This is a genomic window from Cryobacterium sp. BB736 (assembly GCF_014980265.1).
Lineage (GTDB): Bacteria > Actinomycetota > Actinomycetes > Actinomycetales > Microbacteriaceae > Terrimesophilobacter.
Map to the genome: position 1 here is coordinate 231,520 of NZ_JABXWQ010000003.1, position 13,330 is coordinate 244,849.

The window sequence follows — 13,330 nt, forward strand, 5'->3', positions numbered from 1 at the left end:
ATGCGCGCCCGAAACCGTCTCCTGAGCTGGGGCTGGGGTGCGCTGCTTGCCGCCGTGCTGGTGTCGACGATCATCGCCGCCATCTGCCTGGGGGCGGCCGACATCCGGCCCGCCGATGTGCTCGCGAGCGTCGCGGCGCACCTGGGTTTCGGCGAGGCAACGCTGTCGCCGCTGCGCGACGGCATCGTCTGGGAGCTGCGGCTGCCGCGCGTACTCACGGCGGCGGCGGTCGGCGCTGGGCTCGCCATCAGCGGGGCGGTGATGCAGGCCATCACCCGGAACCCGCTCGCCGATCCGTACCTGTTGGGCCTTTCCGCCGGCGCGTCCCTCGGCGCCGTCACGGTGCTCATAATCGGCGTTTCGGTGCTGCTCCCGATCGCCGCTTTCGGCGGCGCGCTCGCGGCGCTCGTCGCGACGCTGCTGCTAGCGAGCGCCGCCGGGCCGCTGTCGCCGACCCGCACGGTGCTCGCGGGTGTCGCCGTGTCGGCTCTCGCCGCCGCGCTCACCAGCTTCGTCATCTTCTGGTCGGCGAAGGGCGACTCGTTCCGGGAGATCCTGAACTGGCTGCTGGGTTCGCTCGCCGGCGCGAACTGGCAGGCAGTCGTCATCTCCGTCGGCGCGCTGGTCGTCGTGGGCGTCCCGGTGCTGCTCGCCGGCCGTCTGCTCGACGGGTTCGCGTTCGGCGACTCGGCGGCCGCGGCACTCGGCATCAACGTAACCGGCGCGCGGTGGGTGCTGCTGGTGTTCACCGCGCTGCTCACCGGCGCCATGGTGTCAGTGAGCGGCTCTATCGGGTTCATCGGGCTTGTGCTCCCCCACGCGGTGCGGCTCATGGTGGCCGCGCGGCACCGGGTGCTGCTGCCGCTCGTCGCCCTGCTCGGTGCGATTGTGCTGGTCTGGGCCGACACCATCGCGCGCACGGTGTTCGACCCGCGCGAGCTGCCGGTCGGTATCGTCACGGCCATCCTCGGCGCACCGGTGTTCGCGGTGCTCCTGGCACGTCGGAGGAGCAGCACGTGAGCCTCGCTCTGCGCGACTTCACCGTCGCCATCCGGGACCGGACGATTGTGCACCCGGTCGACCTCAGCCTGCCCGCCGGCGCGGTGAGCGCACTCGTCGGACCCAACGGCGCGGGCAAGTCGACGCTCTTGCGCGGCATCGCCGGGGTGATGCCGGCCGGCGGAAGCGCACGCTTCGACGGCGAGGACCTGCTGGGCATGCCCAGACGAGCGCGGGCCAGGATGCTCGCCGTCGTCGAACAGGACGTCACGACCGAGTTCAGCCTCGACGTGCGCTCCGCCGTGGAACTCGGCCGGACGCCGCACCGCCCGCTTCTGGCTCCCGCCGCACCCGAGGACGATGTCATCGACCGATCGCTGGCCACCGTGGGCATGACCGAATTCGCCGAGCGGGACTACTCGACCCTGAGTGGCGGGGAACGCCAGCGGGTCCAACTCGCTCGCGCGCTCGCCCAGGAGCCGCGCCTGCTGTTATTGGACGAGCCGACCAACCACCTCGACATCCGGGCGCAACTCGACACCCTCGCTCTGCTGCGGAGCCTCGCCGACGATGGCGCGACGGTGTTCGCGGCACTGCACGACCTGAGCCTCGCGGCCGGGTACGCCGACCACGTTGTCGCGCTCGCGGCCGGCCGTGTCGTCGCCGAGGGCGCACCGGCCGAGGTGCTGACGCCGGATCTGATTCGTGAGGTCTACCGGGTCGAGGCGACAGTGCTCACGCATCCGGTGACGCGGCGGCCGATTATCGCGTTCGAGTGATCGGCTGCCAGATCGAGCGCGGCGCGAACAGGGCGCGCAGCCTCGCCCGGATGCTCGCGCTCGCATGCAGCCCATTGAGCACCTCGCGCACCTGATCGGCGCGGCGCTGCCCGGGGGCGAGGCTCGATGGCGGTGCGTAGGCTTCCCGTTCGATCGCGGACAGCGTCCCGGCGAGGGCGGGGACCGGCACCGACCCGGCGAGCGAGCGCGCGGCGACGCGCGGTGTAGCGGTGTCAGCCACCGGTTTGCCCAGATCCCTCGCCGTCTGCAGCACCTCGCGCCAGCCGGTGTCGGCGAGCGATTGCCCGCGCTCGAGCCTGCTGAGGCGAACCGCGCGCTGGATGGCGCGGATCATGGCGGGAATCAGCAGCAGCAGCACTGCGCCGAGCACGACGCCGCTGAACCACAGCCATCCGGTGCCGGATTCGGATCCGTCCGCCTCGTCGTCTGTCGGCCTCTCCCCCGGCGCGGTGGTCGCGGACGGACTGGGGGCGGCGGTCGGTGTCGGCGTCGGCTGCGGAGAGATCGGCGCCGGGGCTTGCGGCACTCCGGGCGCCGCTTCGTCGGCGTAGGTGGGCACGAAGCCGCGGCCGGGGGTCGGTTCGAACCGGATCCAGCCGATGCCGTCAAAGTACAGCTCTGGCCAGGCGTGCAGGTCCGCCGTGGTGACCCGAATGACCTCGCGACCGCCCTCGAGCTCACCCGTGGTCTCGCCGGGCAGCATGCCGACGGCGACGCGAGCGGGGATGCCGAGGGTGCGCGCCATGACCGCCATCGCGGAGGAGAAGTGCACGCAATAACCGCTCTTGACGCCGAGGAACCGCTCGATCACGTCCATCCCGTTGCCGTCGTAGCCCTGCTCGACCGGCGCCTCCTCAGAGTAGGTGAACTCGCCGTCGCGGAAGAACTCCTGCAGGGCGATCGCCTTCTCGTAGCTGCTCGCGGCATCGGATGCGATGTACCGCGCCACCTCACCGATCACCGGCGGCAGGTCGGCGGGCAGGTCGGTGTAGCGCTCGAACCCATCCGGCACCGCTTCGCCCGCGGTCACCAGCTGGGTAGGAGTGGGCTGCACAGACAGGATCTCGGCGCGGTAGTCCTCCCCGCGCGCGGTGTCGTCAGGACTCGTGAGGGTGAGGGTATCGGAGTCCCAGAACCAGTCCCCGCGCAGCCCGGAGATGCCGGTCGTCGGGTATGGCACCGGCAGCCACGGGCTGCCGAGGCTCGCGATGTCGACGAAGACGCTCTCGGACCCGGTCGGCACGTCCGCTGACAGCCCGGGCGGGTCCCCCATGCGCTGCGGGACGTTGGCGGTGTCGAAGGTGGGCTCGTCTGGTGCCCAGGTCTCTGCGGTGAAATTCTGCAGGCTCACGAGGCGCAGGTAGTGGCCGTCGCCGCTGCTCGTGGTGTAGGTGAGCAGTGTGCGCTCGAGCTCACGGCGGAGGTCGCTACCAAGGTTCAGCACCGGGTTGACGCCGGCGAGCAGCCCGCCGAACCGGTCGTTCGTCTGCACCGACTGCGCCACCGGCGGCAGCACGAGCGGAGCGATGAGCGCTGTGGCGACCGCGAGGGCACCGACGGTCAGGGACAGGCCCGGTTGGTGCAGCGGCGACCCCGCGCGCAACAGCACCAGATACGCCACGGCGGTGAGCGCGAACACGACTGGGTCGGTGCGGTCCAATCCGGTGACAGCGGGGATCGCGAGCACGACCAGGACCGGGATTCCCGCGACCGCAGGCATGAGGATCGCGTTCGCCAGCAGGTCCGCCAGCAGCACCAGGCATCCGACGGCCAGGCACAGGATGAACATGATCCCGGTGTCCGTGTCCGCGGGCACCGACTGCCCCTCGATCGAGTCGGAGCCGCGCCGGATGAGGGTACCGAAACGCTCCCACGTCTCCTCGGTGGGCACCACGAGCAGGAACGCGGTGCGCGGTGCGAAGAACGCGGTGAGAATGCCGAGGAATGCGAGCGCCCCCACCAGCGGCGGCGCCCAGCGGCGTGGAGTGAGCGCGCGCACGCCGGCGGGGATGGCGAGCATCACGAGCGCGACGAGGACGAGCACGAACCACCAGTCGAATTCGGCGATGACCGTGTGCAGGCCGGCGAGCGCCGCGGCGAAGCAGAACAGCAGCGCGAGGCTGCGCGCCGCCGGTCGCTCGTCGACCACGCGCTTGTCAGGCGCGCGCAAGCTGCGCCTCCCGAGCGATGGCAGCCGCGACCCAGGCGTCGAATGGGTCGTCGTCGGCTGTGACCGGCACGCAGGCCCACCCGGCCTGCCGGAGGGGCCGCTCGACGGCGTCCACGCGTGAATCGACGACGAACGCGATCGCCAGCTCGAACTGGTGCCGCTGCGCCGCGAGTCGGTCGACCAGGTGCGGTTCTGCATCCGACATCACCGCGAAGACGCTGCCAAGCGACCGGCCGGGGTCGGGCAACAGCGAGAACACCCCGTCGGTACGCGGCTCGTCGACCAGGTTAACCGCGGCGAGGCTCTCCAGGAACTCCTCGAGCTGCTCCGGGGACGCGAGCTGGCGCGCAGCGGTCTCGACGATCCGCACCGTGAAGCCGGAGCGCTGCAGGCGCAGCGCGAGCGACCCGGTGAAGCGCACCGCCCACTCGAACGCCTCGCTTTCCGGCTGCTCCGGCGTCGCTCGGGTGGTGTCGCGGTAACCGTTTCGGCGAGTGTCGAGCAGGATGCGCGCCTCGGCGTGGCTGCGCTGCTCCTCCTGGCGCACCATGAGCTCGCCGTGGTGCGCCGACGCCCGCCAGTGCACGCGTCGCAGGGGGTCCCCGCTGCGGTACTCCCGGGTCATCAGCTCATCGTCGCCGCCGCTGGCGCGCCGCTGCAGCGCACGCGCCGAACCCTCGTCGGCGTGAATCGACGCTCCGGTATCCGGCAGCACGATGAGGTCCGGTGTGACGACGAGCTTCTGCGGTTCCCCGACCACGGCCTCACCGGACGCGAGGGAGAACGGGTCGGCGAAGTCGACTACGAACGGGCCGAGCTCGACGATGCCGCGGCGCGGCGGCGTGAAGGTGTACTCGACGATGGTCGCGGTGCCGCGGCTGGCCGCGCTGCGGTGAGCGGACAGGGCACGCAAACCACCGGTTCTGGTTCCGAACGGGCGCCACGGCAGCACGTCGTACCAGGTCGATTCTGGCGTGCGCGAGCCGGCCAGGTTGCGCACCTCGATGCGAGCGAGCACCGGCTGCCTGGCGGTGGCCAGCGGGGGCGAGAACCGGCGGGCTACGCCCATCCGGATCCTGCGGAAGCGCACGAACACGAGTGCGAACAGCGGAAGCGCCACCAGCAGTGCACCCAGGTAGAGCAGCTCGACCCGGCCAACCGGGTAGGCGGCCAGGCCCAGCCCGGCGCCGACGATCAGCAGAGCGTAGCCGCGAAGCAGCAGTCTGGCTCGGGACCTCCGGCCCCACCCCCGTGTGGATCGACGCATGGCGTCAGGCAGACTCGCCTGCGCCCAGCGGCACCGGCGTCGCCGCCACGATGCGGTGGATGATGTCGGCGATGCTGCTGGCCTGGAAAGCGGATGCCCCACCGGCGACGCGCGCGGCGGCGATCAGCCGGTGGCCGAGCACGGGAACCGCGAGGGCGTCGATGTCGTCGGGCAGCACGAACTCGCGTCCGTCGAGAGCGGCGCGCGCCTTCGCAGCCCTGACCAGGTGCAGGGTCGCGCGCGGACTCGCCCCGAGGCGCAGGTCACGGTCGCGTCGGGTCTCCTGCGAGATGGCGACCGTGTACTGCTCGACCGCGGGTGAGACGTAGATGTTGCGGACGAGGCCGATCATGCTCGTGAGCTGCTCGAGGGTCACCACCGGGGTCAGGCGGTCCAGCGGGCTGGAGGTCTCCCGGGTGCGCAGCATGGTGACCTCCGCCGCCTCATCCGGATACCCCATCGAGATGCGGATCATGAACCGGTCGCGTTGCGCCTCGGGCAGCGGGTAGGTGCCCTCCATCTCGACCGGGTTCTGCGTGGCGACGACCGTGAACGGTCGAGCCAGCGGGTAGGTGGCGCCGTCGACGCTGATCTGGCCCTCCTCCATGGACTCCAGCAGCGCCGACTGGGTCTTCGGGCTCGCGCGGTTGATCTCATCGCCGATGACGAGGTTGGCGAACACTGGGCCGGGCTTGAACTGGAACTCCATCTCGGCCTGGTTGTAGACCGACACGCCGGTGATGTCAGATGGCAGCAAGTCGGGGGTGAACTGGATGCGGTTCACGGTGCAGTCGACCGAGCGGGCGATCGCACGCGCGAGCATCGTCTTGCCGACGCCCGGGACGTCTTCGATCAGCAGGTGACCCTCAGCGAGGAGCGTCGTGAGTGCGAGTTCGATGGCGTCGCGCTTGCCGTCGATGACGGTCTCGATGCCGCCGATGATGTCCGCCGCAAACGAGTGGAAGGTGTCGATCCCCATGGTCCCTGTCGCCATCGTCACTATCTTTTCCTCGTTTCCGCTTGTGCTTGGAGCGAGTCTGCCAGACGGTCGGGTCTGGGCCTACGGTTTGGCGCGAAGCTATCCGGTGCGTGCGGCCAATCGCCCGTTCCTGTTCACGAGCGAGTTCGGCCAGAGCGTGGCCCGGAGGCGCTCCGGCCCCGCGATGCCAGAGCGCAGGCACGCCGTCGCGACGGCCACGTCGTCAGCGAGCGACCCGCTGTCTGCAAGCTCGCTGGGCCTGCCGAAGCGTTCGCGTTCGACCGCCGCCCCGATCCGGCTCACCGCGTCCCGTCCGGATTGGGTCATGCCCCGCGCGCGCCGCAGCCGTTCGACTGTTTCGCGCGGGGTCTCGGTGCGTCGCAGCGCCAGCCCGACGTCGGTGGCGGTGGCCCGCAGTTCCCGCCATGCCAGCATCGCGCTTCCTCGTCCGCTCCGCAGCCCGGCCACGTTCCGCCGGTGACGGAGCATCCGGACGCCAGCGGGCAGCAGCGACAGGACGATCACGAGCAGCACCGCGCCGGCGATGGGCAGCAGCAGCCTCCACTGGCCGCTGACGAACCAGCCGGACCCCTGGGAACCGGATGGCGCGGCCGGGCCGTCGAGACCGCTGTCGTCGCGCGGCGCGCCGGCGTTGCCGGAGATCGCGCCGCCGATCGCGGCCGGGACGCCGGCGATGCCAGGGTTCGCGTAGTCGGGCAGGCGACCGCGGCTCTGGGTGGGTTCGAAGGCCACCCAGCCGATGCCCTCGAAGTACAGTTCCGGCCACGAGTGCAGGTCGTCGGTAGTCACCTCGAAGATCTTGCTGTCGCCGGGCGAGTTGGTTGAGCTGCCCTGCTGGAACCCGATGACCATCCGGCTGGGGATGCCGAGTGTCCTGGCCATCGTCGCCATCGCCGAGGCGAAGTGGATGCAGTAGCCGGCCCGCCGCTCGAGGAACACCCCGACCATGTCGACACCGGTGCCGTCGTAGCCCTCCGCGACCGGCGTCTGCTCCGAGTACCTGAACAGTGCGCTGCGCAGGTACTGCTGCAGCGCGACTGCCTTCTCGTAGTTGGTGTCGACTCCCGCGGTCGCCTCTCGCGCGGTATCGGAGATGATCGCCGGCACCGCCGGCAGTTCCAGGTAATCCTCGACGCCGTCGGGGACAGTCGTGCCCGCACGCTGCAACTGCTCGGGTGTCGGCTCGATGACGTGGCTTCGCACGGTGAAGTTCTCACCGATCGCGAGGTCGGTGTTGCTCGCGACGGTGAGGGTGTCCTTGTCCCAGAGCCAGTCGCCATTGAGCTGGGTCACGCTTGAGATGGGGTACGGCACCGGCAGCCACGGGCTCGCCAGGTTGCCGACGCTGATGAAGCCGACCTCCTCCCGCACCCGCACGTCCGCCTGCAGCCCGCTCGGCCGGGGAATCGTGTGCGGTCGATTCGACCGGTCGAGGACCGGCTGCTCGGGGCCCCAGCCGTCTTGGCTGAAGTCGCTGATAGTGGTCAGGCGCAAGTAGTAGGGCTTGTTTGATGCGGTCGTGTAGCTGAGCACCGGGCGGTCGTCGGTGCGCCTCAGGTCCTCGCCGAGCCGAACGATCGGGTTGACCCCGGTGACGACGCTCGGACCAGCTTCGCTTGCGGTGATCCCCTGCTCGGTGCTCGGCAGCGCCGCCGGGAGCACAAGGCCGCCGATCACCGCGATCGACCCGATCGCGAGCGCGGGGGCCAGACCCCGGTACGAGCCCAGCGAGCGCTGAGTCGACATGAGCAGCCACAGGTAGCTGGCGGCCGTGCCGATGAACGCGAGTCCGCTGGTCTCGGCATCCGGAGTCAGCCCTGGCACTAGGAACACGGCGACGAGCGGGATGCCGGTCAGAGCGGGCAGGCGCACCGAGAACGCTAGCGCCTCGGCGATCAGCACCAGCGGTCCGATGCCCAGCGCCATGACGAATTGGATTGGCACGTCAGCGTTGGCCGGCGTGCTCTGCCAGGTGATGGAGTAGGTGGCGTCCACCAGAAGCGTGCGGAAGCGGAGGATGGTGTCGCCGGTCGGGATCACGCCCAGCCAGGCGGTGTCGGCAGCGAACCGGGTGACGACGGTCGCCGCCAACGCGAGCGTCGAAACCAGCGGGGACCAGCGTCCGAGTCCCGCCCACCGGGCGGCAACGCCGCTGCCGAGAACCACGACCACCAGCACCATGCACCACAGCCACCAGCCGACGCCCTCCAGCATCGTGTGCAGTCCACCGAGGGTGACTGCGAAAGCCACCAGCAGGATGCCGCTCGTGCGCCACCCGGTGCGCTCCCAGCGCGCGGTGTTCAGCAGGTCACGCTTCAGCAGGTCACGCATCCGGACCGCCCAGACCATGCCAGGCATCCGCCACCGGAGTCTCTGGCGTGACCGCGACGACCCGCCATCCGCCGCGACGCAGCTCCTCGATCGCGGCGACCGGGGTGTGCTCGGAGACGAAGGCGGCGGCCTCGTCGAACGAGCCTCGGGCGCTGACGAGCGTGCCGAGGGTCGCGGCATCCGGCACGCCGAGCACCGCGAAGATCGAACCGGCACCGCTCGTGCCGTCGGCGGCGAGCGAGAGTTCACGATCGTCGTCGAAGCTCAGGTGCACGCGCGCGAGGCTCTCCACGAACTCGTCAAGCCGATCGGGGTCGCCCAGCTGCGGCATCGCCGTCTCAACGACAGTGAGCGCGAGTCCCGCGGCGGACAGGTGGTCGCGCAATGACGCGGTCATCCGCACGGCCCATTCGAATGCGCCGCTCTCCGGGGTCCTGGCACGCGACCCTGCAGTGTCGGCGTAGTGGCGCACGCGTGTCTCGAGCACAATGACCGCGGCCGCGTGGGAACGCTTCTCCTCTTCGCGCACCATGAGCTCGCCGTGGTGCGCCGACGCTCGCCAGTGCACGCGGCGCATCGCGTCACCGGGCCGGTACTCGCGGGTCATGATGTCGTGCTCGCCTGCGAGCGAACGGTGCTGGAAGAGCCGGGCCGAGCCGCTGTCGGCCGCGATCTCGACAACGGTCTCGTCGAGGCGGGCAGCCTCCGGTCCGATGATGACGCGATCCGCGGTGCCGACCGCGTACTGCCCCTCGGCGAGCCCGAACGGGTCACAGAAGGAGACCAGCAGAGGGCCGACCTCCACGACACCGCGGCGGGGTGGCACGAACTCGTAGCGCAGGTGCAGTTGGCCGGAGGGCTGCATCGGGTCGAGCGTGGCAGCGGCGGTGGCATCCGGCGGCCACGGCACCCGGTCACGCCAACTGCCGGCCGACGATGGCCGTTGACCGACGTTGCGCACCGTGAGGCGCACCGCACCGAGCTTTCCGGCCGCGAGCACCGACGGGGCGATAGTTCGGACGACCGTGAACTGTGGGCGCATCCGGTGCACGACCACGAGGGACAGCAAGGGTGGGATGCAGGCGAACGAGCCGACGATCAGCAGTTCGTACCAGCCGATGACATACGCGAACACGAACGCCAGCGCGGCCGCGAACAATAGCAAGACCCCGCGTCGGGTCAGGCGGAAGGCACGCTCGGTGCGTTCGCCTGGGTGCCCCGTCGGAGGGTCTGAGTTCATCATCGTCGATGCCTTACGCTACGAGTCTTGCAGACCGTCGCCCCTTTGGGGAGAGCGTCACTCAGCCCTGCGGCAGGTGCTCAGGCGGGACCGCCCGGCGCCCCCTCGACTGCGTCGCGGTAGCCGCGAGCGTAGGCCTCCGCGGCGCCCTCGCGGAACAAATCCTCGTCGGCCGGCCGGATGATCGCTTGCGCGCCCGGTGCGTCGAGCCCGGTGACCAGGTGCCCCAGCCCGCGGATGACCGCGACCGGGCGGCCGGCGGCCTTGCCCTTGACGAGCTCAGCCGCGCCGGCGAGCTGGTCGCCGACTGCCACGATCGTCGCCTCCAGGACCCGCCCGCCCGCATCCGTGGTGCCACGCAGGTCCTCCAGCACTCGCACGCCTGCCGCGCCGATTGCGACATCGGTCTGCCCCAGTCGCCAGGCGCGTCCGAGGGTGTCGGAGATGATGACGCCGACCCGCGGACCGCTCGCCCGGAGTGCCGAGCAGAGGCTGCGAGCGGAGGCATCCGGATCCTCGGGCAGCAGCAGCACGTAGCCTTCCCGCGTGTTGCTCGAGTCGACGCCGGCGGCCGCAAGCACGAGACCCTGCCGGTTCTCAACGATGCGCGTCACCCCACCGGGATGCTCCTTCGACGCGACCACGCGCACGGTTTCCGCGGTGATCGCGTCGTCGCGAGTGGCCGCGGCCACGAAGCGGCCCTCCGCCTTGGAGACGACCTTGCTCGTGACGACCAGGATGTCGCCATCCTGCAGCGTGGTCTCGTCAGCTGCCTGGAGGATGAGCGCGGCGAGGTCGTCTCCTGCGCCGACCTCGGGGATGCCATCGAGCGCGAAGACGCTGAAGGCTGCGGTCATCGGGGGCTGGGCTGCTGCAGGTACTCTGCGACCGCGCGTGGCACGTAGGGGCTGACGTCGCCGCCGAGCGCCGCGACTTGGCGCACGAGCGAGCTGGAGACGTGCGCGTGGCCGGGATCCGGCAGCATGAAGATGGTCTCGACGCCGGCCAGGTTGCGGTTCACGATCGCCATCGGCGTCTCGTAGGCGACGTCCACCTGTGAGCGGACGCCCTTCACCAGCACGGTGGCGCCGACCTCGGTGCAGTAGTCGACGAGCAGTCCGACGGTCCATGAGGTGACGATGATGTTGCCGGCGATCCCGGCATCCGTGATCGCCCGCTCGATCAACGACACGCGCTGGGCGACCGGGAGCAGGGCGGACTTGTCCGGGTTGTGCACGACGAGCACGTGGAGCTCGTCGAAGAGGCCAGCCGCTCGGTCGATCACGTCGAGGTGACCCAGGGTGATCGGGTCGAACGACCCCGGAACGACGGCGATCCTGCGCATGGCTAAACCCTATCGGGCGCACCCCGCAACGCGTCAGGCCTTGGCGAGGAAGTCGCGCTCTGCTTCGTCCAGTCGCGTCGTGATGGCGCGCGCGAGGGTCGGGTTCCGCTGGAGGTCGGGGTCGCTGGCGAGCACGTCGGCGGCGAGCGCTCGCGCCTCGCCGATCAGGTCGGTGTCGCGTGCTGCGCGCAGCAGCTTCAACGACGAGCGGCGACCGGATTGGACGCTGCCGAGGACGTTGCCCTCCTGGCGCAGTTCGAGGTCCTTCTGGGCGAGGACGAACCCGTCGAGGGTCTCGGCGACCGCGTCGACCCGCTCCCGGGCGATCGTGCCGGCCTCGGCGGTCGTCACGAGCAGGCACAGTCCGGGCACGCCGCCACGGCCGACGCGGCCGCGGAGCTGGTGCAGCTGCGACACGCCGAACCGGTCGGCGTCGAGCACCACCATGACCGCGGCGTTGGGCACGTCGACCCCGACCTCGATCACCGTCGTCGCCACGAGCACGTCGATGTCGCCCGCTGCGAACGCGCGCATGATCGCATCCTTCTCGTCGCTGGGCAGCCTGCCGTGCAGCGGCTCGATGCGAGCGGATGCCAGCAGCGGATGCTTGCGCAGCATGGCAAGGGTGTCGGCGACGCTGCTGACCGACTTGGCGTCGATCGGCTCGGCATCCGGGTCGTCCAGCTCGACGTTGGAGCTGTCGATCGCCGGTGCGACCACGAAGGCCTGCCTGCCCTTGGCGAGTTCCTCGGACAGCCGCTCCCAGATGCGGTTCTCCCAGCCCGGCTTCTCGGCGAGCGGCACCACGAAGCTTTCGATGCCCTGCCGCCCGGCCGGCAGCTCGGCGATGGTCGACACGTCGAGGTCGCCGAACACGGTCATTGCGACGGTGCGCGGGATCGGCGTTGCCGTCAGCACGAGCACGTGCGGCGGCGTGGCGCCTTTGAGCCGCAGCGCCTCGCGTTGTTCGACGCCGAACCGGTGCTGCTCGTCGACGACGACGAGCCCGAGGTCGAAGAACTCCACCGACTGGCTCATGAGCGCGTGCGTGCCGACGACGATGCGCGCCTGCCCGGCGACGGTGGACAGGGTCGCCTTGCGCCGGTCGGCGGTCGGCAGCTGCCCGGTGATGAGGGTCGGGTGCACCTCAGCGGCGAGGTCCGGGCCGAGCGTCTTCACGATCGAGCGCAAGTGCTGCGCGGCGAGCACCTCGGTGGGTGCGAGCAGCGCCGACTGGCCGCCGGAGTCGGCGACCGCGAGCATCGCGCGCAGGGCGACGAGGGTCTTGCCGGAGCCGACCTCGCCCTGCAGCAGTCGGTTCATCGGCTCGTCGCCGGCGAGGTCGGAGGCGAGCTGCTCGCCAACAGCGCGCTGGTCGCCGGTGAGGGTGAACGGCAACTGCGCGTCGAAGCGCTCGAGCAGTCCACCCGGTTTCGGCACGCGAGGCGTCGCGGCCTGCTTGCGCAGTTCTGCGCGCTGCTGCAGCAGCGCCGACTGCAGCACGAAGGCCTCCTGGAAGCGGAGCGTCTTGCGGGCGGACCGCCAGTCTGCCTCTTCATTCGGGCGATGGATGAGATTGAGCGCCTCTTGGTACGGGAGCAGTCCCCGCTTGATGCGCACGGCATCCGGCACCGGGTCCTCGAGCGGGGGCAGTGTGTCGAGCAGAGCGCACACCGCGTCGTGCAGCTTCCAGGTCTTGAGGGACGCGGTCGCCGGGTAGATGGGGATCGGTCGCTGCGCCCACGCCGCCGCATCCAGGCCCTGGTCCGGGTCGAACAGCTTGTAATCGGGGTGCGTCAGCTGGCGGCGATTGTTGTAGGAGCTGACCTTGCCCGCGAAGATCCCGCGCACGCCCGGGATGAGGTCTTTCTCGGGTAGGTACGCCCCCTTCCCGAAGAAGGTGAGGGTCATGATGCCTTTGCCATCACCGATCGTCACCTCGAGGATTTCGCCGCGCCGCTCACGCATCTTTCGCTTGGAGGCACCCAGCACCTCGGCGACGATGGTGACCGTCTCGTCGAGCGGCAGCCGACCGAGGTCGGTGAGCTCACCACGGCTCGCATACCGGCGCGGGTAGTGGGACAGGAGGTCGCCGACGGTGACGAGGCCGAGCCCGCGGTCGAGGGCCTTGGCCATCCGCCCCACCGCGGAATTGCTGAGCTTCTGGTCGAGCGGCGA

The 13,330-nt window shown here is 70.4% G+C and carries 10 protein-coding genes; 2 read left to right on the forward strand and 8 right to left on the reverse strand.

Annotated features, from left to right (window positions below):
- Together IRG63_RS09275 and IRG63_RS09280 are read left to right on the forward strand one after the other, a co-directional pair.
- Window positions 1–1,020, forward strand: a complete 1,020-nt coding sequence (locus IRG63_RS09275; protein WP_193509940.1) for a putative F420-0 ABC transporter permease subunit — start codon at window positions 1–3, stop codon at window positions 1,018–1,020.
- On the forward strand, window positions 1,017–1,778 hold the full coding sequence (locus IRG63_RS09280) for an ATP-binding cassette domain-containing protein (RefSeq protein ID WP_168626585.1): 762 nt from the start codon (window positions 1,017–1,019) through the stop codon (window positions 1,776–1,778). The genes IRG63_RS09275 and IRG63_RS09280 overlap by 4 nt, the downstream gene beginning before the upstream one ends.
- Here the strand turns inward: IRG63_RS09280 and IRG63_RS09285 are convergent.
- The 8 genes from IRG63_RS09285 to IRG63_RS09320 form a co-directional block, all read right to left on the reverse strand.
- Complete coding sequence (locus IRG63_RS09285) at window positions 1,762–3,969, reverse strand: DUF3488 and transglutaminase-like domain-containing protein (protein WP_168626584.1); 2,208 nt, start codon at window positions 3,967–3,969, stop codon at window positions 1,762–1,764. The genes IRG63_RS09280 and IRG63_RS09285 overlap by 17 nt on opposite strands.
- Entirely contained in the window at window positions 3,956–5,236 is a 1,281-nt protein-coding gene (locus tag IRG63_RS09290) for a DUF58 domain-containing protein (RefSeq protein ID WP_168626583.1), read from the reverse strand. Before IRG63_RS09290 ends, IRG63_RS09285 begins: the two co-directional genes overlap by 14 nt.
- A 4-nt stretch (window positions 5,237–5,240) precedes the next feature.
- On the reverse strand, window positions 5,241–6,230 hold the full coding sequence (locus tag IRG63_RS09295) for a MoxR family ATPase (RefSeq protein WP_168626920.1): 990 nt from the start codon (window positions 6,228–6,230) through the stop codon (window positions 5,241–5,243).
- Between the two features lie 84 nt (window positions 6,231–6,314).
- Window positions 6,315–8,594 carry a DUF3488 and transglutaminase-like domain-containing protein gene (locus IRG63_RS09300; protein ID WP_193509941.1) on the reverse strand — a complete coding sequence of 760 codons (2,280 nt, stop codon included), beginning with the start codon at window positions 8,592–8,594 and terminating at the stop codon, window positions 6,315–6,317.
- Complete coding sequence (locus IRG63_RS09305; protein ID WP_193509942.1) at window positions 8,560–9,810, reverse strand: DUF58 domain-containing protein; 1,251 nt, start codon at window positions 9,808–9,810, stop codon at window positions 8,560–8,562. Before IRG63_RS09305 ends, IRG63_RS09300 begins: the two co-directional genes overlap by 35 nt.
- Window positions 9,811–9,887: 77 nt before the next feature.
- Window positions 9,888–10,664 carry a coenzyme F420-0:L-glutamate ligase gene (gene cofE / locus IRG63_RS09310; protein ID WP_193509943.1) on the reverse strand — a complete coding sequence of 259 codons (777 nt, stop codon included), beginning with the start codon at window positions 10,662–10,664 and terminating at the stop codon, window positions 9,888–9,890.
- Window positions 10,661–11,152, reverse strand: a complete 492-nt coding sequence (gene coaD, locus IRG63_RS09315) for a pantetheine-phosphate adenylyltransferase (RefSeq protein WP_168626579.1) — start codon at window positions 11,150–11,152, stop codon at window positions 10,661–10,663. Before coaD ends, cofE begins: the two co-directional genes overlap by 4 nt.
- Window positions 11,153–11,185: 33 nt before the next feature.
- Window positions 11,186–13,288, reverse strand: a complete 2,103-nt coding sequence (locus IRG63_RS09320) for an ATP-dependent DNA helicase RecG (protein ID WP_193509976.1) — start codon at window positions 13,286–13,288, stop codon at window positions 11,186–11,188.
- Window positions 13,289–13,330: the final 42 nt, after the last annotated feature.